Genomic DNA, 25422 nt, shown 5'->3' with positions numbered 1-25422 from the left:
GGTAGCCACCATGAATTTAACGGAACTCGCATTTAAATACCGAAAAACGGTGTTGTTGATTATCGGCTTAATGTTAATCAACGGTGTATTTGCTTACTTCTCGCTACCCGCACAGGAAGATCCTTCAATTACCATTCGTGAAGCAATCGTCACGACGTCATTTCCCGGTATGGCGCCTGATCGCGTAGAACAGTTAATAACGCGAAAGCTGGAAGAAGAAATACGAAAAATTCCAGAAGTAAAAGAGATCAAGTCTACGTCTTCAACGGGTTTATCAACCATCCACGTTAAGATATACGATCGTTTCTTTAATCTTGATGATATTTGGCAAGATTTACGCAACAAAGTAAACACCGCTCGTGCCCAGTTACCTGACGGCGCCTCAGTCCCATTTGTTAACGATCAGTTCGGCGACGTATCTGTGATTACATTGGCGCTAACCGCAGACGGTTTTGACATGGCTGAAATGTATGACATTGCCCAGCATGTTCGCGACAGTTTATACGGCGTTGAAGGTACAAAGAAAATTGATATTCTAGGGCGCCAAGAAGAACGTATTTTCTTGGAGGCATCAAATGCCAAGCTGTCTCAACTAGGCATTTCACCATATACACTCATTTCTGAGTTACAAAAACAAAACATCATCCAGTCAGGCGGACAAGTTGATACCGGCACTCGTAGTTTTATTATTGAACCCACAGGGAATTTTGACAGTGTACCTGACATTGCAGATACCTATATAAACATCCCGAACACTGAAGATTTCATCGCGCTTAAAGACGTTGTTTCTATTCGTAAAGGCTTTATCGATCCGCCAGACAAACTGGCCTATTTCAATGGCGAGCCAGCCATATTCTTTGCAACGTCGATGCTATCCAATGTCAATATCTTGGAATACGCACCGCGATTCAAACTCGCGCTTGCCGATATTCAAGCAACGTTACCCATTGGCTATCAACTCGATATTGCGACCTATCAAGCCGAGCAGGTGGAAAAAACCGTGCGCGGTGTTTCGCTTAACGTGCTGCAAACATTGGCAATAGTGTTGGTCGTTGTCGTGCTATTCCTAGGCGTTCGCACTGGCTTGATCGTAGGCGCCATTGTGCCGTTTGTTATGCTGGTTACGCTTTCTATCATGCAATTTAGCGGCATCAAGCTAGAACGTATGAGTTTGGCCACTTTGATCATCTCACTTGGCTTGCTCGTTGATAACGGGATTGTTATCGCAGAAGATTTTAAGCGTCGTCTGGAAGAAGGCATAGAACGTTATGATGCAATGATTCAAGGCTGTAAGGAACTGGCTATTCCATTGTTAAGTTCATCGGCAACAACCATTTTATTCTTTGTTCCTCTGATGTTAGCTGAACATGTTGCCGGCGAATACACGCGCTCAATTTCACTAGTTATACTTATTACATTGCTATCAAGTTGGGTACTAGCACTGTGTGTTACACCAATATTGAGCTATTTCTTTATCAAGGTACCTAAAGCATCCGACGCACAAACATTAACAACAGAAAGTAGCAATAAAACCAGCTACCAGCTGCAATATGCTCGTTTCCTACATTGGGTTTTAAAGCATAAGACTGTGTTCATGTTGCTAATGCTCGCCATGTTTATTGGCGCAGGTGCTTCAATGAAGTTTGTTGCTCAGCAATTCTTTCCAAACTCAGACCGAACCCAAGTATTAGTCAACATTGATTTGCCCAATGGTACATCGTCCAAGGAAACCAACCGCCAAATGCAAGACATTTTTGCCTGGCTGAATGACAAATCAACGCACGACTACATCGAGAGTTTTTCAGGGTATGTCGGCTTTAGTGGGCCACGCTTTGTGTTGTCATTAAATCCAGAAGACCCTGCTGAAAATAAAGGCTTTATTGTTATTAATACGGTCGAAGGCGCTGACATTAGTGCACTCACGCTGTCACTCGATGAACAGATTGAAGCTAATTTCCCTAACGTATCGGCTCGCGTGAAAAAAATGTTCTTAGGACCTTCTGATTCAAGCATTTTAAAAGTACAGGTTAAAGGGCCCGACAAGAATGTTATCTACAAGAAAGCCCAGCAAATCATGGATGTGCTAAATGAGGTGCCTAATACTATCAACGTAAGAAATGACTGGGAAAATCTCATTGTTAAAGTGGAAGTGCAAATAGACCAACACCGAGCAAAACGCGCAGGATTGACCTCTAGCGAAATTGCTCAGGCATTGGACAGCTATTTCACTGGTGCTCACATAACATCATTTAGAGATGACGACGAAGTTATTCCGATCGTGCTAAGAGCATCTGAAGCAGAACGTCATAGCTTAGATAGATTGCGCACGCTGAATATTCATTCGTCTAGAACAGGTAATGCCATTCCATTGTTCCAAGTGGCTGACTTTGCGCCGGTTGCACAATTCTCGGTAATACAGCATGAAGATATGTTTAGAACCATTAGTGTTGAAGCTCGCAATACACAAATGTCAGCTGAAGACCTAAAACGTATCGTCGACGAAGAAATAATGGCGCTCGCCCACGATCTACCTGTTAACCACGTGATAGAGTACGACGGGGTTATCAAGGAATCTGCAAATGCGCAAAAAGCCCTTAGTGCCAACGTACCAATTGTATTGGGTTTCATCTTAATACTACTGGTTGCGCAGTTTAATTCTTATCGCAAGCCGTTAATTATTACACTAACAATACCTTTGTCTTTTATCGGTGCGGTGATTGGGTTAATTGTTATGCAAGCGCCGTTTGGCTTTATGGTTACCCTTGGATTGTATAGTTTGGCTGGGATAATTATTAACAACGCCATTGTACTTATTGATCGTATCGACATTGAACAAGCAGCGGGCAAGTCGCCTTATCAAGCCGTTGTAGATGCGTGTTTGACTCGGCTGCGTCCTATCGCAATGACAACCATTACGACAGTTATGGGGCTTTTACCACTGATTATTGGTCAAGATCCATTGTTTTACGGTATGGCAAACGTCATTGCATTTGGTTTAGCTGTTGGCACAATCCTCACTTTAGGCGTAGTACCTGCGTTATATTGTGCGTTTTATAAGGTCAGCGTACCTGATGATTTAACTCTGTCTAAGAGCTAGTCGATGAACTTAGATGATAACGGGGTAAGGGTGGGTTTCTATCTTGCCCTTATCCTGTTGTTGCAGATTGCTGACTTTTGATCCATGCCCAAGCTTCATCATAGTCGTCAAAAAAGCGGTGTTTCTGTTGGGTCAAGTTGTAGATGCGAGTATAGATGTCCCGCGACATATGCGCAGTTGTACAATTGGAAAAGTCAATTGCTACTGCGGTAGCTCGACGATAGTTAATAAATTTAATGTGTTCATTTATTGCCTCTTCAACAGCAATTGCCTCTCCAAAAAAACGGATCAGTAGAAATGTTTGGTTTTCAGCAAAGTTTGACGCGACACTAGATAGCCTGCGATGCAAGTCTCGTGTGAATTCTAAATTCCACGGCCCCTTTGCTTCAATCAGTATAATATCATCGACAATTTGAATGCTGCATTCCCCGTGAGCATCATAATCAACTTGCATTGCCTACCTCTAAAAATACGACGCCATCACTACCCTTCTAATAAGGTTAGCAGTTTTTGTTGAAAAGCACTGTTGAACATAGTACGCAATTTATTGCGTTTCCGCTATTCTGTGCAGCCTATTACCTTTTTAACTTGGCTTTGATAAACTAGCGCGAAATTTTAACAAGATGTCATTCTATGCCTGATTTTCCCTATCAAGATTTTCCCCGAGCAGGTTTTCGCCGCCGTTTCGCGTCTTGGATTTACGACGTTCTCGTTGCAATTGCGGTTTATATGGTAGCTGGTGCGATTGGCTTTTTTATCTTTAAGGGCTTTGCCGAGCTTGGGCTGGTCAATATGGGTGGACATGAGCACTTAATTGATGTGCAGCAATCCTCGTTACTCTATAGCACCTTGATTTACTCTTGGAGCTTTGCTTGGGTCGCCTATTTTTTTGTATTTTTTTGGACGCGTAGCGGCCAAACCTTAGGGATGAAAGCGTGGCGTTTACGCGTACAAAATCGAGATGGAAGTTTAATTTCCAAAGCAACAGCAGTTAAAAGGATACTGCCAACATTACTGGGGCTTGGTAATTTAACGGTAATTTTTGACAGAAAAAACAAACTAAGCTTACAAGACCGTTTAACTAACACAGAAGTAGTTGTGATTTCTTTAGACGCTAACAAGCAAAAAATCTGATCCAGCAATGTTTTATACCAATCCGCGCGATTTATCTAGTTCAAGACGCTCAACCACGAAGGACAAGCGTCTCTGTGCACGTGCGCCAATCAAAGCACTTGTTTGGCCTGAATATAAGGCGAAACTCTACTTTCAGAATACATCATGTTAGCACCTGTCACTTTATCCTTTTCAAATCTGAGCCAGTAAACAGGGGCGTCGGCAAAATAAAATTTGTTATCTTCAAACGGAATTAGTCGTGATTTTTTACCACCGTCTCTGACCGACACTAAAATATCGCCCTCTCTTTGTATCGCTCTGATATCACCGTCCGCATATTGATATTTGCCTGCAAATCGCTCTAGCTGTGCAGTTGATAACGCAACTTGTTGTTTTTCATCTAATGGAAGCCCTGTTACCACCGCAGCAATTTTTTCGGCCAAACTTCCTGGGTAGCTGCGATTGAGGTTAGTAAAAACCATGATAACTAACTGCTTTTCAGGTAATTGAAGAATGTAGTTCTCAAATCCATGATTATTTCCACCATGCTCTACAGTTTTGAATGGGCCTAAACTCGCTACTTTCCAACCTAAACCTATTTTAGCGTTTCGGCCATCTTCCAATATATACGCAGTATGCGCTAATGCTAGGCTTTGGCTAGAGATTAAAGTATTGGTGTCTAGCGCTTTGTACCACTTAGTTAGGTCAGCAAGCGTCGACACGATGCCGCCATCACCGAGTAAACTAGGCTTAACCGCTTTTCCATGAACTATTTTATTTGGTGCCTGTTCTTCAATCTCGTATCCCTTTGCAAGTCCTGGTACAACCGAGTAGTAATCATAAAATTGAGAGTTTTTCATACCAAGTTTGTCGAATATGCGCGTAGAAATGAATTCTGGGTAGGACATATGACTGACTTGCTCAATAATTCTGCCCAACAATATGTAGCCACTATTGGAGTAATTCACATTACTACCGGGTTTGAACTCCAGCGGCAGTGCGTTGAATGTGGCCAAGAGATCCTCAAAGCTATCTTTGTCGGTACCGTGGTGCGTATAGCCATTTTTTCCATCATAGTTCGGTATACCAGCAGAATGGGTTAACAGATGTTTGATAGTAATAATGTTCTTTTTGGTTTGCTGATATTCAGGAATGTACTGGGCAATATTGTCCTCTAACGATAATTTGCCCGCTTCTTGTAACATTAAAATAGCAACGGCAGTAAATTGCTTAGTGATTGAACCAAGATTCAATAGCGAGTTGGTACGCATAGGCACTTGAAACTCAATCACGGCTTGGCCAAACGCTTGTTCATAAACCACTTTATTATTCTTTAAGACCAGTACCGCGGCACCAGCACCGGAGGTAGGAAACTTGTCTTGAACTAACTGCTGTATTTGTTCAAGTTGAGTGTCGGAAGGTGTCTCTTGGGCACTGGCACTGGCACTGGCAAAAAACATAAACGCAGCGAGCGAAAGTAAACCACTTATATATTTCATACGATTTCCCTATAAATTTGTGTGCTCTCTAATATTGTCGAGACACATCATGAAATAGTTCAAATTCGCTGAATTATTTATCAAGTCGTTTAATGTAACGTGAAACGGTAGGAAGAAAGCAAGTGGACACTTGCTTTCTAAAATTTGAGGAAATCGCGCTTAAGCCTTACGTTTAATCAAGTAAATGGCCACAGACACAAAAATCAAGCTTGGCATCGTTGCGCCGAATATTGCTGGTAGCTGATACACGATACTCAACGACCCTAGTACTTCATTGACAATAAAAAATAGAATACCCGTGGCTAATCCCATCATAATTCGTGCGCCCATTGATACCGAGCGAAGCGGACCAAAGATAAACGACAATGCCACCAGCAACATTACTGCAACCGTTAGTGGTTGCATTAACTTACGCCAGAATGCCAGTTGATAACGGCTTGGATCCTGAGCATTTTCTTCCAAATAATCTAAGTATTCGATTAAATCTCGAATTGATAGAGATTCTTCAGGAACAATTACCACACCTAATTTATCTGGCGTCAGAGAAGACTGCCAAGTTTTATTCAACAATTTTTCCGTGGTAACTTCCGTATCGGTAATATAGGTATCAACAACGTTTTTTAGGCGCCAAGAATCACCAATGTAGGTAGCGCTATCTGCGGCCAACCAACTTGAGAGCTTAAGATCGCTATTAAAGCGATAAATTTGCACATTATTGAGTTTGTTCTTACTTTCTACTTCGCCAATATGAACAAAAAATTCGCCATCTTTCGCCCATATACCACTGCTAGCTGAAATAAGACTTCCGCCGGAGATAGCCTGAGCCCTCACTTCTCGAGCGGCTGCCTCGCCTCGAGGTGCTACAAATTCACCAATAGCCATGCTGATAACAATGAGTATCAATGCCGTTTTCATCACCGAACGAATAATGGTAAAACGTGACAAGCCTGCAGCTTGCATCACCACTAGTTCACTATTGCTCGCCAACATGCCGATCCCTATCAATCCGCCAATAAGTGCCGACATAGGAAAAAATAACTCTATATCCCGTGGCACAGCATAGAGCACGTAAAGCGCAGCGTGTGATAAATCATAGTTACCACGGCCAACCGCTCTTACTTGCTCAACAAATTTAATAATGCCACTGAGGCTCGTAAATACGGCTAAAGTTAAGAATGTCGTTGATGCAACAATGCGACCGATATAAACGTCAAGTATCTTCATTACTGGGCCCCCTTACGAAAACGAGGCAACTTCGACTTCAATTTCAAACCGCTCTTTCGGCTTTTCATTAATAAACTGATGCCAAATATCAGCGCAATTAAATGCACTGGCCAAAATCCGATAATGCTAGGAACACTGCCATTTTCAACGGCTGAGCGCATTGCGATGAGCAACAAGTAATAGCCTAAAAATAAAAGAATAGCCGGTAACATCTTGGCAAATTTACCTTGCCTAGGGTTAACGACACTCAAAGGCACTGCGACTAACGTTAAGATCAAGCACGCAATAGGAAAACCTAATCGCCATTGAATTTCAGCCTGATATTCAGGGATAGTCTGTGAAAATAACTCTTTTGTAGGAACAGCACTAAGCTTTCTTCGCTTGTGCTCAACTTTTTGTTCTAGGATTTCAATGAAATATTTACCAAATGACACACGCCTAAACTGTTCATTTTCTTGGTCATATTGATACCTTGTCCCTTCTTCCAGTACCAGTCGTTGAGCGCCTTTTTCTTCTTCAACCACCTTACCCGACTTGGCGTATACCAAACTGGAATTTATCACACTTTGCATACTGCCTTGCTTGTCAGGCAACTGTGCAACAAAAACCTTTTCAAGCGTTTCATTACTTCGATTTTTATCATGAACAAACACCACCGCTTTTTGATTGCCTGTTTCCTGAAATCGCCCCGGTACCAGCGTAGATAAGCCAGAATCAGCTGCAAGTTGTTCTTTTACTTGATAGGTATATTCAGAAGCCAACGGGGCAAGGTACAGCGTAAAAATTCCTGTAGCGATTGCCGAAAAAAAGGCGAGTATTAACGTAACACGAACTACGTACCATTCACTCACTCCACAGGCATGTAGCACGGTCATTTCGTTGTCGGCATAGATCCGACCATAAGCAAGCAGAATACCGAGAAACATACTCAATGGTAAAATCATACCAGCTAGATCAGGCACTTTTAAGCCGATAAAAACCATAACAAGATGACCGGGCGTTCCACCCTCAGATGCGTCATCAAGCACCCTTACAAATTTCTGACTAATGAATATAGTCATTAGCACCAAAAACACAGCAATTTGTGTTTTGGTGACTTCTTTTAACAAATAACGAAAAACGATCACAAAGAGATCCTACAAAAACTTAGTTTTTTTCTGACAATTGGACAATTATTAAGTAAACTTGTCATTTTTATAAGTAAAATATTTAATAAGCCTTTAGCTAAAGCTAACGAGTCCGGCTATAATTATAGCCTTTAGCTGATATCAAATCATAGTAAGCTTATCTATTATTTGTAGATTTAGGCAAGTTAAACCGCATTTTTTATTGAAAAGATGCACTTTTATCACGTAGAGGAGAGCCCATGGAGTTCAGTGTAAAAAGTGGAAGCCCAGAGAAACAACGTAGCGCATGTATTGTAGTTGGTGTTTTTGAACCGCGTCGTTTATCGGCTATCGCTGAACAGCTTGATGAAATTAGTGAAGGTTACATCAGTAATCTATTGCGCAGAGGTGATCTGGAAGGTAAATCAGGTCAAATGCTGCTGCTTCATCATGTGCCGAATATCTTGAGTGAGCGTGTATTATTAGTTGGCTGTGGTAAAGAACGAGAACTAGATGAGCGCCAATACCGACAAATAATCAGCAAAACAATCAACACCTTGAATGAAACAGGTTCAATGGAAGCGGTATGTTTCTTGTCTGAGTTACACGTGAAAGGTCGCGATACCTATTGGAAAGTTAGACAAGCAGTAGAAGCAACACAAGATTGTTTATACAGTTTTAATACTCTTAAAACACGTAAAGAAGAGCCTCGTCGTCCGCTACGTAAAATTGTATTCAACGTGCCGACGCGCCGCGAGTTGCCTATTGGTGAACGTGCAATTGAACACGGGTTAGCAGTTTCTGAAGGTATTAATACCTGTAAAGATGTAGCAAACATGCCACCAAACATTTGTAATCCAGCATATTTAGCAGATCAGGCAAAAATGCTTGAAGATAAGTATGACACTGTTTCTACAGAATTCGTCAATGAAGAAGAAATGGAAAAGCTGGGCATGAAGTCTTATCTTGCTGTTGGTCGTGGCTCGGTTAATGAATCGATCATGAGCATCATTAAGTATAAAGGCGCAGCTGACGACAGCAATCCAATTGTTTTAGTCGGTAAGGGTTTGACGTTTGACTCAGGTGGTATTTCTATCAAACCAAGCGAAGCTATGGATGAAATGAAATACGACATGGGTGGCGCTGCGGGCGTACTTGGCGCAATGCACGCATTAGCGGAACTAAACCTTCCGATCAATGTTATTGGCGTTTTGGCTGGTTGTGAAAACATGCCTGGTGGTAATGCATATCGCCCTGGGGACGTATTAACAACAATGTCTGGGCAAACTGTTGAAGTGTTAAATACCGATGCAGAAGGCCGTTTGGTGTTATGTGATGCCCTTACTTATGTTGAACGCTATGAACCAGAAGCTGTTATCGACGTAGCGACACTTACTGGCGCTTGTGTTATTGCCTTAGGTAAACATGCGACAGGTTTGTTGAGTACGCATAATCCACTAGCGCATGAATTACTAAATGCGTCAGATCAAAGTGGCGATCGCGCTTGGCGTTTACCGCTTTGGGATGATTACCAAGAGCAATTAGAAAGCCCATTTGCTGACTTTACTAACTTAGGTGGTCGCCCAGCGGGTACGATTACAGCCGCCTGTTTCTTATCTCGCTTTACTAAGAAATATCATTGGGCGCATTTAGATGTTGCAGGAACTGCATGGCGCAGTGGCGGCAAAGATAAAGGCTCAACAGGTCGTCCGGTTAGTATGCTTACACAGTTCTTGCTTAACCGTTCAGGTGCTGAGCAAGGCGAATAAAGCGAAATAGGTGGTATTGTGAACACGCAAGTGATGTTCTATCAACTGAATGATCCACGCTTTGACAGCGAGCAACAATTACAAGCGTTGCACGTGCATGCGTGTTTTCAAGCAGCCTATTTTTACCGTCAGAATCAACGCGTGTTTATTTACACACAAGAACAAACACAAGCGCATGAAATAGATGAGCTACTCTGGTCTTTTGATCCTGACAGTTTTGTCCCTCATAACCTAATAGGTGAAGGGCCTGCAAATGGTTCGCCAGTTGAAATCAGCTGGCAACCGCCTAGAAATAGGCGACCAATATTAATCAACTTAACAAACGCCGTTCCTGCGTTTGCCAATCAATTTTCATTTATTGTTGATTTTGTTCCTGAAAATGAGTCATTAAAAACCGCGGCTCGCGAGCGTTATAAGCAATATAAGCAGCTCGGCTTTGATGTTAAGCATCAAAAAGTGATTTCAGAACAACAATCAACTGCAACAACCAATTAAGTATTTTGTGATGGAAAAGACATTTAATCCTGCGGATATCGAACAATCCCTTTATAAAAGCTGGGAAGAACAAGGCTATTTTAGTCCTACAACAGAAGGCGACGGTTATTGTATCGCTATTCCACCACCAAACGTCACAGGTAGCCTGCATATGGGTCATGCTTTTCAGCAGACCATTATGGATACCTTGATCCGTTATCAACGTATGCAAGGCAAAAGTGCGTTATGGCAGTCAGGAACTGACCACGCGGGTATTGCTACGCAAATGGTTGTCGAAAGAAAAATCGCAGCAGAAGAAGGCAAAACGCGTCACGATTACGGCCGCGATGCATTCATCGATAAAATTTGGGAATGGAAAGCACACTCTGGTGGCACCATTAGCCAACAAATGCGTCGGTTAGGCAACTCAATCGACTGGTCACGTGAACGTTTCACTATGGATGACGGTTTAAGTGATGCCGTGCAAGAAGTGTTTGTTCGTTTGTATCAAGACGATTTAATTTATCGCGGTAAGCGTTTGGTCAACTGGGATCCGAAACTGCACACAGCAATTTCAGATCTTGAAGTTGAAAACAAAGATAAAAAAGGCCACATGTGGCACTTACGTTATCCTTTGGCAAACGGCGCAACAACAAGCGAAGGCAAGAATTTCCTTGTTGTAGCTACCACACGCCCAGAAACTATGTTGGGTGATACGGGTGTTGCCGTTAATCCTGAAGATCCACGCTACAAAGATTTGATCGGCAAGTTCGTCAAACTGCCATTAGTTGACCGTTTAATTCCAATTGTTGGCGATGATCATGCTGACATGGAAAAAGGCACAGGTTGTGTAAAAATCACCCCAGCTCACGATTTCAATGATAATGAAGTTGGTAAGCGTTGTGGCTTAGCAATGATCAACATTTTCGACCAAGATGCTGCGATTTTAGCCGAAGCTGAAGTTTATGATACGAACGGTGAACCGAGTGACGCTTTCTCGACTGCCTTACCAGCAGAATTTGCAGGTTTAGATCGTTTTGAAGCGCGTAAAGCCATCGTTGAAGCATTTGCGAACTTAAACTTGCTTGATAGCGTTAAAGATCATGACTTAGTTGCGCCTTACGGTGACCGTTCAGGTGTGATTATCGAGCCATTATTAACCGATCAATGGTACGTACGCGTTGCGCCACTTGCCAAGCCTGCGATTGAAGCGGTTGAAAACGGCGATATTGAATTTGTACCCAAACAGTATGAAAACATGTACTTTGCCTGGATGCGTGACATTCAAGACTGGTGTATCTCACGTCAGTTATGGTGGGGTCACAGAATTCCAGCTTGGTACGATGATGAAGGCAACGTATACGTTGGTCGTCACGAAGATGAAGTGCGTGAAAAACATCAACTAGCATCAAATGTGAATTTAAGACAAGACGACGATGTATTAGATACTTGGTTCTCTTCTGCCCTTTGGACATTCTCTACATTAGGATGGCCAAACGAAGAAGAACTCATGAAGAAGTTCCACTCAACCGATGTGTTAGTGACAGGCTTTGATATCATCTTCTTCTGGGTTGCCCGTATGATCATGATGACAATGCATTTTGTTAAAGACGAAAACGGCAAACCGCAAGTACCATTTAAGCAAGTGTATGTAACCGGACTTATTCGTGATGAAAACGGCGATAAAATGTCGAAGTCTAAGGGTAATGTTATTGACCCACTCGACATGATTGACGGTATTTCAATCGAAGATTTACTCGAAAAGCGTACGGGCAATATGATGCAGCCGCAATTGGCTGAGAAAATTGCCAAGGCGACTAAGAAAGAGTTTCCTGAAGGCATTGATGCTCATGGAACGGATGCGCTTCGCTTCACTTTGTCTGCCCTTGCCTCGACAGGTCGTGATATTAACTGGGACATGAAGCGCTTAGACGGATACCGCAACTTCTGTAATAAGTTATGGAACGCAAGCCGTTACGTGCTAATGAACACTGAAGAACATGACTGTGGAAATAATGGCGGTGATATGACGTTCTCATTAGCTGATCGTTGGATTCAAACGCAATTCCAGCACACAGTTAAAACGGTTCATGAGTCGTTTGCTTCATTCCGCTTTGATTTAGCTGCGCAAGCGCTGTATGAATTTACTTGGAACCAATTCTGTGACTGGTACTTGGAATTAACTAAGCCAGTGCTATTCAAAGGTACTGAGGCCGAGCAACGTGGTACGCGATATACCCTTGTTAGCACGTTGGAAGCTTTACTGAGATTGATGCACCCTATAATGCCATTTATCACTGAAACGATTTGGCAACGAGTTGTACCACTAACCAGTTTTGAAGCTAATGGCGATAGCATCATGATCCAAAGCTTCCCACAAGTAGACGAGAGCAAAATTGATACGCAAGCAGAAGCTGACTTAGAATGGGTGAAACAATTTATCGTAGCAATTCGTAACATTCGTGGCGAAATGGACATCGCACCAAGCAAGCCGTTACCTGTGTTACTGAAAAACGTAAATGACGAAGACGCGCGTCGTTTAGCTGATAACGAACAGTTCTTAAGTGCGCTAGCTAAGCTTGAACAAGTGACCGTACTTGCTGACGACGATGAAGGCCCAGCGTCCGCTACCGCCGTGATTGGTAATATGTCGTTGTTGATCCCGATGGCAGGCTTAATCGATAAAGAAGCGGAAATCGCTCGCTTAACCAAAGCAATTGAAAAGCTTGAAAAAGATGTTCAACGCACCAAAGGCAAACTGAGCAATGAAAACTTTGTGAGTAAAGCACCTGAAGCTGTTATCAACAAAGAAAAAGAAAAGTTAGCCGAGGCAGAAAGCACCTTAGCCAAAATGGTCGAACAAAAAGCACAGATCGCTAGTTTGTAAAGCACATGGGATCGGAGTCAACAAACAACTTAAACTGACGTAAATTCAAAGTCAGGAGCAGAGTTTACTTGACTCCAACCCAGTACAAATAAGTGTGAAGATATATCGGCAAAATTTAAGAAAAAAGTAATAAACCAGTGCTACACTGAATTTACATACGGTGTCGGAATTTATCCGTTTGGAGGTTGAGGCAATTGATACATAGCTAGAATTTAGGTCGCCACCTAATAGCTAAGTTTACTTGACTTCAGCCCTGCACATTCGACTCCAGCAAGCTCACTAGTAATACAGGAAAAGTAAAAATGTCAGAACTTATGACAGGAAAAGTAAAATTCTTTAATGAATCTAAGGGATTTGGTTTTATTGAACAAGACAATGGTCCTGATGTATTCGTCCATTTTAGTGCCATCACTGGCGATGGTTTCCGTACATTAACTGACGGACAGTCCGTTAAATTCAATATTAAACAAGGCAAGAAAGGGCCTGAAGCGGAAAACGTTTCTATCGCCTAGCATTGAATCTATCTGGGGTCAGAGTCAATAAACAGTTAATGCTTGCTTAAATTCAAAGTAAGGAGCAATGTTTATTTGACTCTGACCCTGTACAATCACTTACCTAATTGCTTTTTTACGATCGAAGCTATTGCTTGGCAGTGATCATCACGATCATTTAACGCTGGAATATAACGATACTTTTCGCCACCAGCTTCCATGAAAACCTCTCGATTTTCTACCACCAATTCTTCCAGTGTTTCTAAACAATCGGCGCTAAAAGCAGGACTGATAATCGCAATATCTTTAATGCCGTCTTTTGCTAACAGCTCAAGCGTTTCATCGGTATATGGTTGTAGCCATTCCGCTTTACCAAAGCGAGACTGGAACGTCATGATATAGTCAGCTTCAGTAATACCTAGCTTTTCGGCAACTAATGCCGTTGTACGCTGGCAAAAGTAGTAATACGGATCGCCATTGTCTAGGAATAATTTTGGCATACCGTGATAAGACAGTACTAACTTTTGTGGTTTGCCGTACAGCTCGAAATCTTCGCGGATGCTATTTGCAAGAGCCTCTATGTAATCGTTGTTTTCATGATAACCCGAGACAAAATGCAACGAAGGTGTCCAGCGCCAGCGCTTAATTTCGTTAACGACAGCATCGAAAGTAGACGCCGTTGTAGGGCCAGCGAACTGCGGATACAAGGGAAGTACAACAATTTCATCAACGCCTTGTTCCTGAAAGCGCGCTAATTGCTTGTTAATGGCAGGTTCATCGTAACGCATGGCAATATCAACAATCACATCATCGCCTAAGTCATTTTTAAGCTGCGCAGCCACTTTATCGCGGATCTGTTGTGAAATAACCAATAATGGTGACCCCTGCTCAGTCCAAATACTCTGGTAAAGTGCTGCCGACTTTTTCGGACGCACCTGTAAAATGATACCATAAAGAATGATGAACCAAATCAGACGCGGAATTTCCACCACGCGCGGATCAGAAAGGAATTGTTTTAAATACGCTTTAAGTGCCTTTGAAGTAGGCGCTGCTGGCGTACCTAAATTGGTAAGCAGCACCCCTGTTTTTTTATTGCCCTGTAAGACGCTTGGATCACGCCCTACAAATCGTGATAATTTCAAACTCAATAACCTTAGTTTTTATTGGAAGTTTTATTATTCAACAATACTGTTAATTAATAACGTAACAGGCGCCTTATCTGCTACTGCGACGTTAAGTAATTCGGCCTTGTAATCACCCGATTTAATACCTACCCCACCGCTCGCTGATATAACCGCATAAACATGTACTTTTTCGTTATCGCTCAATTTCGCTTGTGGTGTCATGGCTCTCGCGTCATTAAGCACAACGGTTGCGGGTAAATCACTGGCGTACATTTTTACCGCAGCCACAGGCATTCTAGGTCCATTACTTGGTATTGCATAGACAAATACCACTTTATCAGCCCCCTGCTCTAGTTGTTGTTGAATGTCATCAGATACACGCACATCTAAAGTAAGCTGAGGGCCAGATGTTGCTGCGCTATCATTAGCTTCCGTTTTAGCAGTAAAGTCATTTTGGGCAGAACCACTACTCATTGCCAGTCTGTTTTTAGCTTCGGCAATAGCCCCCGTTAGCGCACCTATGTTGACGTTATCACGATTTCCATCTACCACACGCTGCCAATATCCAATTGCTTCGGTATATTGCTGACGCATAAAATTATCCATTCCAAGCAATATATTCGTAGAAGGGTCTTCTGGATCAAGACTCAACGCTTTATCAATCCACAGCTTTACTTGTGGCGTGATTTGTTGATTATTTTGATAATACGTCGCTTGCGCTTTCGCTCCATACAAATCTGCTTGTTCGCCATCAATGCGGATTACTTCATCAAAGGCTTTCAATGAGCCGTCAAAGTCGCCCACCGCTACCAATGCCTGACCAAGTCCATACCATGCGTCAGAATTATTGGGTTCTTGGGTCGTCAGCTGCTGCAACATTTGCACACGCTCTACCGCCTGTTGTTGTGCCGACATAGACGTTTGCTGGTCAGGGGCTTGCGCTCGAGGCGTTTCGGTAATTAATTGATAAGAACCGTTATTAGTATAAAAATAAACACTAAATGCGATGACAAAAATAGAAATTACAGCGGGCCAAACGATACTTAACAATTTATCGCTATCACTTAGTGCCTTTTCTTTGTCAGCATGTTCCATATCTTGCAACAAACTTTGGTCAAGCTCAGTCAATAAATACTGATAGTTTTCCTCATCAATATTGCCTTGCTTTAAATCGTTTTCAATTTCAGCTTTGTGTTCGTGATACAGTTCAATGTTGGTTTGATCGCGGTTGCTGGCAGCTAATACAACGTGTTTAGGTTGCTGAATAAAGTGTTTCCAGATAACAATCAACAGCAGTAAGACGAATCCAATCAGGATCATTAATAATTCAATCATGCGTTACTTATCTTTGAGTAATTTTTTCAATTTTTCTTGCTGCTCTTCTGAAAGAGTCTCTGCCTGAGGGAGGCGATTCCTTCGTAGAATAAGCACCACCACGATTGCCCCGATCAATAACAATATTGCAGGGCCAAACCATAGAACATAAGTTAAGTTAGATACCTTTGGTCGATACAGTACAAACTCACCGTATCTCGCTACCATAAAGTCAACAATCTCTTTGTCAGCCTTACCTTGTTCGAGCAATTGATATACTTCATGGCGTAAATCTTTGGCAATGGGTGAATTTGAATCAGCTAAGTTCTGGTTTTGGCATTTAGGACAGCGTAGCTCTTTAACCAGTGCCTGATAACGTTTTTCCGTCACTTCGTCTTTAAATACATAGGTGTCAGCACCATATGTAGAGAATGCGCTAAGTAATAGAAATAGCGTCGTTAGTACTAACTTATTCATCATTAGCTCTCCGCCTGATATTCTTGCTCTAACAGTTCAATCATAGGCTCAAACTTGTCCTGCCAAACTTTCGCATCTATCGGACCTACGTGCTTCATACGAATAATCCCTGTTTTATCGATAACAAATGTTTCTGGCGCTGCCGTCACACCAAGCTCTATACCTAGTTTTCCAAGCGGATCAAAAATAGAAAATTGATACGGGTCTTCATAATCTTTCAGCCATTGCTTAGCATCCTGGCGAATATCTTTGTAGTTAAGCCCATATAGAGTCACCTGTTTGTTTTTCGCAATATCCACCAAGTACGGATGCTCATATTTACAATACACACACCAAGTACCCCAAACATTGAGAAGCACAATATCGCCTTTTAGGTCGACAGCTGTTAACTGCTTATTTTCGTCCAATAGCTGTGTTAATTGGAATGCAGGCATTGGCTTGCCAATTAGCGCCGATGGCAACTCTTGCGGGTTAAGCGATAACCCACGGTAGAAAACAATGCCGATTGCAATGAATAATACTAAAGGAATAAAACGAATAATTTTTCCCACGTTATGTCCTCTCACTGACCAAAGTTACGTCTTGTTTTTCAGTACCCACAACAGCTCTTTTAGCATTCGCCTGACGACGGCGGTAACGCTTATCCAACATTGCGAGAATGCCACCTAAGCCCATGAATATAGCGCCTAACCAAATCCAGCGAACAAACGGATTGTAATGAATTCGTACGGCCCATGCGCCATCTGGTAATGGATCGCCCAGCGCGACATATAGATCACGAAATAGATTTGCATCGATATCTACGTCTGTCATGCCCATTGTTTGTACCATATAGGTTCTGCGTTCGGGCTTTAAATGTGCGACAAAATCACCGTCTTTATGTATTTCAATTTGCCCTTGTTCAGCATGGTAATTAGGGCCCTGAACACTTTTCACGCCATTAAACGTGACATCATAGCCAGAGGACTGCACGGTATCACCGGCAAACATCTTGACACTATTTTCTCTTTCATAAGCAGAGATTATCGTCACGCCGACTATTGTCACCGCTATTCCCGTATGTGCAACCGCCATGCCCCATTGGCTTAAACTCAAACGGCTCAGGTTATACCGTCCATTGGATTGTCGTGCCTGATTGCGCAAGTCTCTTACAACAACCATAGAAACCCATAGAGCAAGTGCCATCCCAAAGCTAACACCTAGGTTGAATTCTCCCTGATACACTAGCGGGAACGCTAATCCAAATAGAATACTCACAACAGACGGCTTTAACACTTGCTTGCGAAGCTCTCCTTTTTTCGCTTTTTTCCAGCGAATGAGTGGACCAATACCCATAATAATAAACAGCACACTCATAATAGGCACAAATACTGAGTTAAAATACGGCGGTCCAACGGATATCTTGCCTAATCCCATTGCATCTAGAATTAGCGGGTAAAGTGTCCCCAACAATACGGTTACTGCAGCAATCACTAGGATGATATTGGCAAGCAGCAGCGCTGTTTCTCGTGAATAAAATGAAAATCGACTAAAGCTGGCAACATTGGTAGCTCTAAAAGCAAACAACGTTAGTGAACAACCAACAGCAATGGCTAAAAGCAATAGGATAAATGCCCCACGTGTTGGGTCGGCAGCAAATGAATGCACCGAGGTGATCACGCCGGAACGGACGATGAATGTACCAAGTAAACTAAGACTGAAGGCAAAAATGGCTAATAACACAGTCCAGTTCTTAAAAGCACCACGCTTTTCAGTCACGGCTAATGAGTGGATCAATGCGGTTGCTACTAACCAAGGCATAAATGAGGCATTTTCAACCGGATCCCAGAACCACCATCCGCCCCAGCCAAGTTCATAATAAGCCCACCAACTACCTAACGCGATACCAATCGTTAACCACATCCAAGCGAACACAACCCAAGGGCGTGCCCACCGAGCCCAAGCGGCATCAAGCTTGCCATACCAAAGAGCAGCAACAGCGAATGCAAACGCTACGCCCATGCCAACATAGCCTAAGTAAAGCGAAGGCGGATGCAATATCAACCCGACATCTTGTAGCAATGGATTTAGATCACGTCCTTCAGGTGGTACGACTGGCCACAGTCGGTCAAATGGATTTGACGTTAGCAGTAGAAAAGCCATAAAACCAACGGCTATCATGCCTAGCACCACTAACACTCGGGCAATAAAGGCCTCGTCTACACCACGACTAAATTTGGCAACGGCTGCTGTCCACGCCGTTAAAGAAAATACCCACAGTAACAGAGAGCCTTCATGGCCTCCCCAAATGGCGCTTATTTTAAAATAATAAGGAAGGTGAGAGTTTGAATGCCCTGCAACATATTTAACCGAGAAATCATCCATCACGAAGCAGTATCCTAGAATAAAAATACTGATCGCTGTAAACGCAAACATGCCAAAAGACAAAGGCTTAGCATAAGTCATTAAACGTTTATGACTAGACATTACACCTATAACAGGCACAACACTTAAACAAATAGCAAAAGCCAAACCAATGACCAATGCAAAGTGCCCTAACTCAGGAACCATACAACTCTCCGCAGCATATATTGTAAACATGCTTCAATCTATTGACTGTCCTGTCCCAATCTAAAACAAGAGACAGGTTATCTAACTAACCCACAGCCATTAACAGCTCGTTAGGCACGTGGTTAATAAATTGCGCTGATCATACCATTAAATGGCCGTGCTATTCATGGTGTTAGTCGCACAATTTTACGCCATTGTCTGATATATCAACGAAACTGCGATATAGTATGATAATTTTGCTAAATATAGTAGGATCGAGATCAATAAATCGAAGAGTTTGTTGTGTTAAACTCTTGCCATTCATTGGTCAATTGCCAAGTCATAGAAAGGTCTGTTCAAGTCAGTTATGTTATCAGCCGAAGGTTTAACTTGTATAAGAGAAGAGCGCATTTTGTTTGAAGATCTCAATTTTGAGATTACACCGGGCGAAATAGTGCAAATCGAAGGACCTAATGGTGCCGGAAAGACCAGTTTACTCCGAATTTTAGCTGGATTGTCTCAACCATATGAGGGTTGTGTTCGCTTTGGTCAACAGAAAATATTGGCAAATCGCGAATGGTACAACAACCAACTGTTGTATATAGGACACACGGCTGGTGTGAAAGGTGAGATGACGGCGCAAGAAAATTTGGCATTTAATCTTGCTCTCCATGGTTTAGACGCTGGTGTGGCCGAAGAGACGCTGGCCAAAGTTAACCTATACGGTTTTGAAGATGCCCTCGCATCACACTTAAGCGCAGGACAGCATCGTCGCATTGCCCTTGCGCAACTTTGGCAAAGTAATGCCAAGCTGTGGATCCTCGATGAACCGTTTACAGCTATTGACAAAAAAGGGGTGAAAACATTAGAGCAGCTACTACTCGCTCATGCGAACAAAGGCGGAATGGTTGTGTTAACGACCCATCAGGATTTACATCTTGCTGATAACCTTTATCGCAAAATTGCCCTTTCTTACCGTTTTGTGTGATCCAACGTATTATGTCTACTGAATCTATTGCTACCATTAACCAAGAAGAATCATTGTCTTACCGACGTGTTTTCATGCTGATACTAAAGCGCGATTTAACCATTGCTCTACGCCATCGCGACGATGTGTTTAACCCCATCTTATTCTTCATTATCGTCGTAACTTTGTTCCCACTGAGTATTGGCCCAGAATCAAATACACTGGCGCGCATTGCGCCGGGCGTGATTTGGGTAGCCGCTGTTTTGTCGACCTTATTGTCCCTCGACCGGTTATTCAAATCAGATCATGCTGATGGGTCACTAGAACAGCTATTACTTAGCCCCTATCCGACCTTTGTGATTGTGCAGGCCAAAATCATTGCACACTGGCTACTAACAGGTGTACCGCTAATATTTATCGCCCCCGTTCTTGCGTTGCTACTGAATTTAGATCCGAACGTATTTGGCGTACTCATGTTAACTTTGTTTATTGGTACCCCTATATTAAGCTTTATCGGCGCGATAGGAGTAGCACTCACTGTTGGTATCAAAAAAGGTGGTGTCTTATTAAGCCTTTTGGTATTGCCTTTATATATTCCGTTATTGATATTTGCCACCAGTGCTATAGATACGGCGACAATGAACTTACCCTATGGCGGACAAATTGCTATAATTGCCGCGTTATTCTTCGGCGCATTTTCATTGTCACCATTTGCAATAGGCGCGGCTTTAAGAGTGAGTACTAACTAGTTATGTGGAAATGGTTACATCCTTATGCAAACCCTGAAGTGACATATCACTTCAACAATAAGCTTATTCCTTGGTTTTTAAGGTTAAGCGTGGCCTTTTTGAGTATTGGTATCGTTTGGGCACTGCTATTTGCCCCCGCAGATTACCAACAGGGCAATAGTTTTCGAATATTCTACTTACATGTTCCTGCTGCAAGCTTGTCACTGGGCATTTATGTAGGTATGGCAATCGCGGCATTAGTTAGTTTGGTATGGCAAGTGCGCTTAGCTGAAGCGTCTGTTGCATCGATTGCACCTGTCGGAGCGGTATTTACGGCAATGGCCTTGATTACAGGCGCCGCTTGGGGACGTCCAACTTGGGGAACTTGGTGGATTTGGGACGCACGTTTAACCACCGAACTCATTTTATTGTTTTTGTACCTTGGCGTTATTGCTTTACAGAACGCGTTCGAAGATAAAGCATTAGCAAGTAAAGCGGCTAGCATTCTGGCACTAGTTGGGGTAATCAACGTACCGATTATTAAATATTCTGTGGAGTGGTGGAATACATTACATCAAGGCTCCACGGTATCTCAACTGGGACGCCCTTCAATGACCGCCGACATGTTTTGGCCGTTCTTAGTATGCTTTTTGGGTTTTATTTTTCTGGTTTCATGGCTCGTTTGCCGCCGTTTCCAAACAGAGATTCTACAAAGAAACGCCATGCGCCCTTGGGTAAGAGAATTAGTGATGAAAGAAGGAGCAAATGATGCAGTTTGATAGTTTTGCTGACTTTATCGCTATGGGCAACCATGGCTTTTATGTATGGATATCGTACGGTGCTTGCTTACTGCTGATTGTCGGTTTAATTGTCAATAATGCAATAAGAGATAAAACTGTCAGAAAAGAGATTACTAAGCGAATTAAGCGTGAACACAGGTTAAAACAAGCCGCTCAACAAAATGACGAATCTAACGAGGTATTATCATGAATCCGCGCAGAAAAAAGCGATTAACCATTACCCTTTCTGTATTATTTAGTATTGGTGCGATCACCTCGCTAGTTCTATACGCACTCAATGAAAATATGGATTTGTTTTACACGCCTGCTGAAATCGTTAATGGCAAAGATGACACGGGCATTAAACCAGCCATTGGTCAGCGTATTCGTGTTGGTGGTCTTGTTGTACCTGGTAGCGTAAATCGTGACCCTAATAACCTAAAAGTAAGTTTTGATTTAACTAACAAAGGTGAAATGGTAACCGTAAAATACGATGGTATATTGCCGGACTTATTCCGTGAAGGCCAAGGCATTATCGCCAATGGTGTTTTGGTAACAGAAACCTTGCTTGAAGCCAGTGAAGTACTCGCTAAGCATGACGAAAATTATATGCCTAAAGAAGTAGCAGAATCATTAGGTGAGCAACATCAGGCACCCGATTATAGTTCGGAACAGTTAGATAAGAACTAATATAATAACGATAAAGGCAGCACGACTAACGATGCTGCCTTATCAAACAAGAATAAAATACAAAAAAAGCAAAAGAATTTACTTAATACATTCTGCCTATTACAAAACGTTAAGCGACTTCTTCAACTGATATAATTCTATCACCAATCTTATTAAGAATATTTATTTCGCCATCACACACGGCAACAATTGATTTATTCTTTTTAAACTGATCACTAATAATCACGCGACCCGACGAGTTTTGCGTCAGTGTTAGCACTTCATGCTTTAACTCAAGAGAACTGTCACAATAATAAATAATTGTAACTTCTTTGCTTTTTGGACTACCTAGTTGACTACTCATTTCCAACCCTAAAACGACGAAAAGCAGTGAAATATTAGGCGAAATCCTTAAAATTTCGCTTTTCACTTTTGTTATTATTTTTTACTGCCGACATTTGACCATAAGTATAAAACTTAAGCAATCTTAGCGTGCTAAAAATTGTTAAAAACTCAAGATATTCTTAGTTTTATACGGATTCGTATTGCTTTCGATTGAGGTAAAAAAAACCCTAGGTACATGACCTAGGGTCGATCAATGTGAGATCGTTTAACGCACCCTCAACTAGTGAGACTTCTAATCCCGCAGGATAATTCTGTATAAATGAGTTATGGCTATTTCCAAGAGGTCATTTTATGACCTTTAACTGCATAGAATAAGATGAATAAATAGCAAGGTAACATAACGATGTAACCTCCTTGCTGTCCTAGTGACGTACCACTTGCAAGCCCCCAAAATAGCGGGCCAAATGCGCCGCCTGCAATACCCATTATCAACAATGCCGACCCCGTGCTTGTGATTTTACCTAGGCCCGAAAGCGCCAACGGCCAAACCGCAGGCCAAACAATAGCATTTGCCAAGCCTAATAAAGCGATCATCAGTAGTGTGTCAGGCAGTCGTGCACCACCAAATGGCACAAGTAAAGCATCAGCAATGGCAAATGACGAGCTGTCACCAATAACAATCAGCACCGTCAGTATTAATCCCAAAACAGCCGAAATCGTTAAGGCGGTAGGCTGAGAAATAAATCGCGGGATAGTGATGATACCGATAGTGTAACCAACCACCATACACACCATGGTATAAGAGGTCATTACTGCGTAGTTTTCAATACCTAAAGACAAAGCAAATGTCCCAATAGTGTCACCTGCGATCACTTCAACAGCGACATAAAAGAATAACGCAACCACACCTAATGCTAAATTAGGGTGAGATAGCGCTTCTTTGACTTGACCTTTGCTGCTCTCCGTTTGCGCTTCCTTCTCTAACTCTGGTAATGGTGATAACTTAACAGCCAACGCAATTAAGCCTATGAATACTGCCATACCTATGTACGGCAGAATCAAACTATTCGCCATGTCGTCAATTTGTGTCTGCGTTAACTCAGTACCAACCAACCCAGTGAAATTACTAACAATTAGCGCAGTAAATACCATTGGAGCAACCACACCAGCACTCTTGTTTAATATCCCCATAATACTAACGCGCGCTGCGGCTGATTCTTCTGGGCCAATTCTTACCACATATGGGTTCACAGCCGTTTGTAGTAACGTTTGCCCTGCCCCCATGACTAACTGAGCAAATAAAAACAAACCAAAAACCTGAGTCTTGGCAGCAGGAATAAACAAGAAACCGGCAACCATCATGGCTGCCATACCGAGTGCCATACCGTTCTTATAACCCACTCGCCTAATCACCCACGCAGACGGAATCGCAGTGAACGTTACTGCGATATAAAATGAGAACAAAATAAGTGACGCTTGAAATGGCGTTAGCTGCAACACTTGTTTTAGGTAAGGCATTAAAGAACCATTAATCCAAGTGGCAAAACCCAGAATAAAAAAGAGTAACGCGACTATCGCCATAGGGACGACATTACTCCGCTGTTTATTATTCGATATTGTCATTTCCATAATTTCCTCATCTATCACTTATAGTTGGTTATTGTGTTGATGGGTCTTTGCCCACTTTTTTTGTTCTAACTTTTGGTAACTAACTCGCCAGCAATCCAAGTCGACTTAACATTCAGGTCACTATCGAGAACAGTAAAATCTGCCTGATAGCCTATTTTTAACAACCCTCGAATGTGCCCTTGGTTAATATATTGCGCAGGATAAAAACTTGCCATCCGCAGTGCTTCTTCCAGCGTAACACCCACTTTCTCATACGTATTCTTAACTGCCGTCGCCATATCCAAAACTGAACCGGCAAGCTCTCCAGTAGTCGAGGTTAACTTGCCATCATTTAAATGAACAGTGCGATTAAAGAAGGCAAAAGAATCATCATTGGTGCCAACTGGAGGCATGGCATCTGTTACAAGTAAGACTTTTCCTTGCGGCTTTGTTTTCATTGCTAGTCGACAAGTAGCATAATCGACATGATGACCATCAACAATGATCCCAGTACTAGCGCTGTCATTCAGTAGTGCGCATCCTGTAACGCCAGGTTCACGACCTTGGATTGGCGACATGGCATTGAACAGATGTGTGAAGCCATCAGCCCCTGCATCAACGGCTTGTTGAGCGGTGTTAAAATCAGCGTTGGTATGGCCAAGGCAAACTTTTATACCGAGGCTAACCATACGCTTGATATCTTCTGGGCTCACGGTTTCAGGCGCTAAAGTGACAATGATTTGACCAAGATCTTTGCGTGAAAGTACTTCCCATTCTTTAGCAGTAATTTCTCGAATATATTCGGCTGAGTGCGCGCCTTTTTTGGCCACCGACAAATGTGGTCCTTCGAAATGAATACCGACAATGCCCGGTATTTTCTCTGCAATAGCCATGGCCATGGCATCAGCCGCTTCTGCCATGACTTCAACTTTATCAGTAATCAAAGTTGGCAGCATGGCGGTAGTGCCATAAAAAGAATGAGCGGCAATGATTGTTTTAATTTTGTCTAACGAGGGAGAATCATTAAACAACACACCACCGCCGCCATTAACTTGAATATCAATATAACCGGGGACGACCAACCCTTCGACATAATGATCGACTTGCTGGGTATGATTATCTAAGCCAACAATAACGCCATTTTCAACCGTCAATACTTGATCGGTAATGTAGTTTTGACCATCAAACAGACGACTGGCGTGAATGCGAACCTGGGTCATAG

General features: G+C 42.5%; 23 protein-coding genes. 11 read left to right on the top strand and 12 right to left on the bottom strand.

Annotation, left to right across the window (positions count from 1 at the left end; genetic code table 11):
- Nucleotides 1-10: 10 nt before the first annotated feature.
- A complete protein-coding gene (locus ACSLUK_RS00520) occupies nt 11-3097 on the top strand; it encodes an efflux RND transporter permease subunit (RefSeq protein ID WP_448546536.1) in 3087 nt (1028 codons plus the stop codon).
- 49 nt (nt 3098-3146) lie between these two features.
- On the opposite strand, the gene ACSLUK_RS00515 is transcribed toward ACSLUK_RS00520, so the two are convergent.
- Nucleotides 3147-3551 carry a hypothetical protein gene (locus ACSLUK_RS00515; protein WP_448546534.1) on the bottom strand — a complete coding sequence of 135 codons (405 nt, stop codon included), beginning with the start codon at nt 3549-3551 and terminating at the stop codon, nt 3147-3149.
- Nucleotides 3552-3730: 179 nt separating this feature from the next.
- Between ACSLUK_RS00515 and ACSLUK_RS00510 the strand changes: the two genes are divergently transcribed.
- On the top strand, nt 3731-4231 hold the full coding sequence (locus ACSLUK_RS00510; RefSeq protein WP_448546532.1) for an RDD family protein: 501 nt from the start codon (nt 3731-3733) through the stop codon (nt 4229-4231).
- Nucleotides 4232-4320: 89 nt separating this feature from the next.
- Here the strand turns inward: ACSLUK_RS00510 and ACSLUK_RS00505 are convergent, their stop codons facing one another.
- The 3 genes from ACSLUK_RS00505 to lptF all read right to left on the bottom strand — a co-directional run bounded on the left by ACSLUK_RS00505 (nt 4321) and on the right by lptF (nt 8060).
- A complete protein-coding gene (locus tag ACSLUK_RS00505) occupies nt 4321-5709 on the bottom strand; it encodes a serine hydrolase domain-containing protein (RefSeq protein ID WP_448546531.1) in 1389 nt (462 codons plus the stop codon).
- Nucleotides 5710-5868: 159 nt separating this feature from the next.
- Nucleotides 5869-6933, bottom strand: a complete 1065-nt coding sequence (gene lptG / locus ACSLUK_RS00500; RefSeq protein ID WP_448546529.1) for an LPS export ABC transporter permease LptG — start codon at nt 6931-6933, stop codon at nt 5869-5871.
- Nucleotides 6933-8060, bottom strand: coding sequence for an LPS export ABC transporter permease LptF (gene lptF, locus ACSLUK_RS00495; protein WP_448546527.1), 1128 nt, complete (start codon nt 8058-8060; stop codon nt 6933-6935). The genes lptG and lptF overlap by 1 nt, the downstream gene beginning before the upstream one ends.
- A gap of 239 nt (nt 8061-8299) precedes the next feature.
- On the opposite strand from lptF, the gene pepA reads away from it, so the two are divergent.
- The 4 genes from pepA (at nt 8300) to ACSLUK_RS00475 (ending at nt 13681) form a co-directional block, all read left to right on the top strand.
- Nucleotides 8300-9808 carry a leucyl aminopeptidase gene (gene pepA, locus ACSLUK_RS00490; RefSeq protein WP_448546525.1) on the top strand — a complete coding sequence of 503 codons (1509 nt, stop codon included), beginning with the start codon at nt 8300-8302 and terminating at the stop codon, nt 9806-9808.
- An 18-nt stretch (nt 9809-9826) separates the two neighbouring features.
- Nucleotides 9827-10303 carry a DNA polymerase III subunit chi gene (locus ACSLUK_RS00485; RefSeq protein WP_448546524.1) on the top strand — a complete coding sequence of 159 codons (477 nt, stop codon included), beginning with the start codon at nt 9827-9829 and terminating at the stop codon, nt 10301-10303.
- Between the two features lie 10 nt (nt 10304-10313).
- Nucleotides 10314-13169, top strand: a complete 2856-nt coding sequence (locus tag ACSLUK_RS00480) for a valine--tRNA ligase (RefSeq protein ID WP_448546523.1) — start codon at nt 10314-10316, stop codon at nt 13167-13169.
- 302 nt (nt 13170-13471) lie between these two features.
- Nucleotides 13472-13681 carry a cold-shock protein gene (locus ACSLUK_RS00475; RefSeq protein ID WP_448546522.1) on the top strand — a complete coding sequence of 70 codons (210 nt, stop codon included), beginning with the start codon at nt 13472-13474 and terminating at the stop codon, nt 13679-13681.
- A gap of 95 nt (nt 13682-13776) precedes the next feature.
- On the opposite strand, the gene hemH is transcribed toward ACSLUK_RS00475, so the two are convergent.
- From hemH to ACSLUK_RS00450, 5 genes are read right to left on the bottom strand one after another with little or no spacing between them, the layout of a single operon-like run.
- The gene (gene hemH, locus ACSLUK_RS00470; RefSeq protein ID WP_448546520.1) at nt 13777-14802 is read right to left on the bottom strand and encodes a ferrochelatase; all 1026 of its coding nucleotides are present in this window, start codon (nt 14800-14802) and stop codon (nt 13777-13779) included.
- A 33-nt stretch (nt 14803-14835) separates the two neighbouring features.
- Nucleotides 14836-16119: a c-type cytochrome biogenesis protein CcmI gene (ccmI, locus tag ACSLUK_RS00465; protein WP_448546519.1), complete on the bottom strand. Its 1284-nt coding sequence runs from the start codon at nt 16117-16119 to the stop codon at nt 14836-14838.
- Between the two features lie 3 nt (nt 16120-16122).
- Nucleotides 16123-16578: a cytochrome c-type biogenesis protein gene (locus tag ACSLUK_RS00460; protein ID WP_448546518.1), complete on the bottom strand. Its 456-nt coding sequence runs from the start codon at nt 16576-16578 to the stop codon at nt 16123-16125.
- Entirely contained in the window at nt 16578-17126 is a 549-nt protein-coding gene (locus tag ACSLUK_RS00455; protein WP_448546517.1) for a DsbE family thiol:disulfide interchange protein, read from the bottom strand. Before ACSLUK_RS00455 ends, ACSLUK_RS00460 begins: the two co-directional genes overlap by 1 nt.
- A 1-nt stretch (nt 17127) precedes the next feature.
- Nucleotides 17128-19125: a heme lyase CcmF/NrfE family subunit gene (locus ACSLUK_RS00450; RefSeq protein WP_448546516.1), complete on the bottom strand. Its 1998-nt coding sequence runs from the start codon at nt 19123-19125 to the stop codon at nt 17128-17130.
- Between the two features lie 346 nt (nt 19126-19471).
- Between ACSLUK_RS00450 and ccmA the strand changes: the two genes are divergently transcribed.
- From ccmA to ccmE, 5 genes are all read left to right on the top strand, one after another.
- Nucleotides 19472-20092: a cytochrome c biogenesis heme-transporting ATPase CcmA gene (gene ccmA, locus ACSLUK_RS00445; RefSeq protein WP_448546514.1), complete on the top strand. Its 621-nt coding sequence runs from the start codon at nt 19472-19474 to the stop codon at nt 20090-20092.
- Between the two features lie 74 nt (nt 20093-20166).
- Entirely contained in the window at nt 20167-20820 is a 654-nt protein-coding gene (gene ccmB / locus ACSLUK_RS00440) for a heme exporter protein CcmB (RefSeq protein ID WP_448546901.1), read from the top strand.
- A gap of 2 nt (nt 20821-20822) precedes the next feature.
- Complete coding sequence (locus ACSLUK_RS00435; RefSeq protein ID WP_448546513.1) at nt 20823-21578, top strand: heme ABC transporter permease; 756 nt, start codon at nt 20823-20825, stop codon at nt 21576-21578.
- Nucleotides 21568-21789, top strand: coding sequence for a heme exporter protein CcmD (ccmD, locus tag ACSLUK_RS00430; protein ID WP_448546900.1), 222 nt, complete (start codon nt 21568-21570; stop codon nt 21787-21789). The genes ACSLUK_RS00435 and ccmD overlap by 11 nt, the downstream gene beginning before the upstream one ends.
- Entirely contained in the window at nt 21786-22268 is a 483-nt protein-coding gene (gene ccmE / locus ACSLUK_RS00425) for a cytochrome c maturation protein CcmE (protein ID WP_448546512.1), read from the top strand. The genes ccmD and ccmE overlap by 4 nt, the downstream gene beginning before the upstream one ends.
- A gap of 109 nt (nt 22269-22377) precedes the next feature.
- On the opposite strand, the gene ACSLUK_RS00420 is transcribed toward ccmE, so the two are convergent.
- The 3 genes from ACSLUK_RS00420 to nagA all read right to left on the bottom strand — a co-directional run bounded on the left by ACSLUK_RS00420 (nt 22378) and on the right by nagA (nt 25420).
- A complete protein-coding gene (locus ACSLUK_RS00420) occupies nt 22378-22611 on the bottom strand; it encodes a TIGR02922 family protein (RefSeq protein WP_448546511.1) in 234 nt (77 codons plus the stop codon).
- Nucleotides 22612-22922: 311 nt separating this feature from the next.
- Complete coding sequence (nagP, locus tag ACSLUK_RS00415; protein WP_448546510.1) at nt 22923-24221, bottom strand: N-acetylglucosamine MFS transporter NagP; 1299 nt, start codon at nt 24219-24221, stop codon at nt 22923-22925.
- Between the two features lie 65 nt (nt 24222-24286).
- Nucleotides 24287-25420, bottom strand: coding sequence for an N-acetylglucosamine-6-phosphate deacetylase (gene nagA, locus ACSLUK_RS00410; RefSeq protein ID WP_448546509.1), 1134 nt, complete (start codon nt 25418-25420; stop codon nt 24287-24289).
- Nucleotides 25421-25422 lie beyond the last annotated feature (2 nt).

It is taken from the genome of Thalassotalea fusca (genome assembly GCF_053485835.1).
Note: the sequence above shows the minus strand (reverse complement) of the source record. Positions and strands in the feature narration are given on the sequence as shown.

Excerpts from the sequence above, each read along its gene's own strand:
- ccmE (WP_448546512.1), top strand. The coding sequence starts at position 21,786 with ATGAATCCGCGCAGAAAAAAGCGATTAACCATTACCCTTTCTGTATTA.
- ccmA (WP_448546514.1), top strand. The coding sequence starts at position 19,472 with ATGTTATCAGCCGAAGGTTTAACTTGTATAAGAGAAGAGCGCATTTTG.
- ACSLUK_RS00505 (WP_448546531.1), bottom strand. The coding sequence starts at position 5,709 with ATGAAATATATAAGTGGTTTACTTTCGCTCGCTGCGTTTATGTTTTTT.
- ACSLUK_RS00460 (WP_448546518.1), bottom strand. The coding sequence starts at position 16,578 with ATGATGAATAAGTTAGTACTAACGACGCTATTTCTATTACTTAGCGCA.
- ccmB (WP_448546901.1), top strand. The coding sequence starts at position 20,167 with ATGCTGATACTAAAGCGCGATTTAACCATTGCTCTACGCCATCGCGAC.
- ccmD (WP_448546900.1), top strand. The coding sequence starts at position 21,568 with ATGCAGTTTGATAGTTTTGCTGACTTTATCGCTATGGGCAACCATGGC.
- ACSLUK_RS00435 (WP_448546513.1), top strand. The coding sequence starts at position 20,823 with ATGTGGAAATGGTTACATCCTTATGCAAACCCTGAAGTGACATATCAC.
- nagP (WP_448546510.1), bottom strand. The coding sequence starts at position 24,221 with ATGGAAATGACAATATCGAATAATAAACAGCGGAGTAATGTCGTCCCT.
- nagA (WP_448546509.1), bottom strand. The coding sequence starts at position 25,420 with ATGACCCAGGTTCGCATTCACGCCAGTCGTCTGTTTGATGGTCAAAAC.
- ccmI (WP_448546519.1), bottom strand. The coding sequence starts at position 16,119 with ATGATTGAATTATTAATGATCCTGATTGGATTCGTCTTACTGCTGTTG.
- ACSLUK_RS00515 (WP_448546534.1), bottom strand. The coding sequence starts at position 3,551 with ATGCAAGTTGATTATGATGCTCACGGGGAATGCAGCATTCAAATTGTC.
- ACSLUK_RS00420 (WP_448546511.1), bottom strand. The coding sequence starts at position 22,611 with ATGAGTAGTCAACTAGGTAGTCCAAAAAGCAAAGAAGTTACAATTATT.
- lptG (WP_448546529.1), bottom strand. The coding sequence starts at position 6,933 with ATGAAGATACTTGACGTTTATATCGGTCGCATTGTTGCATCAACGACA.
- ACSLUK_RS00450 (WP_448546516.1), bottom strand. The coding sequence starts at position 19,125 with ATGGTTCCTGAGTTAGGGCACTTTGCATTGGTCATTGGTTTGGCTTTT.
- ACSLUK_RS00520 (WP_448546536.1), top strand. The coding sequence starts at position 11 with ATGAATTTAACGGAACTCGCATTTAAATACCGAAAAACGGTGTTGTTG.
- ACSLUK_RS00480 (WP_448546523.1), top strand. The coding sequence starts at position 10,314 with ATGGAAAAGACATTTAATCCTGCGGATATCGAACAATCCCTTTATAAA.
- pepA (WP_448546525.1), top strand. The coding sequence starts at position 8,300 with ATGGAGTTCAGTGTAAAAAGTGGAAGCCCAGAGAAACAACGTAGCGCA.
- ACSLUK_RS00510 (WP_448546532.1), top strand. The coding sequence starts at position 3,731 with ATGCCTGATTTTCCCTATCAAGATTTTCCCCGAGCAGGTTTTCGCCGC.
- ACSLUK_RS00475 (WP_448546522.1), top strand. The coding sequence starts at position 13,472 with ATGTCAGAACTTATGACAGGAAAAGTAAAATTCTTTAATGAATCTAAG.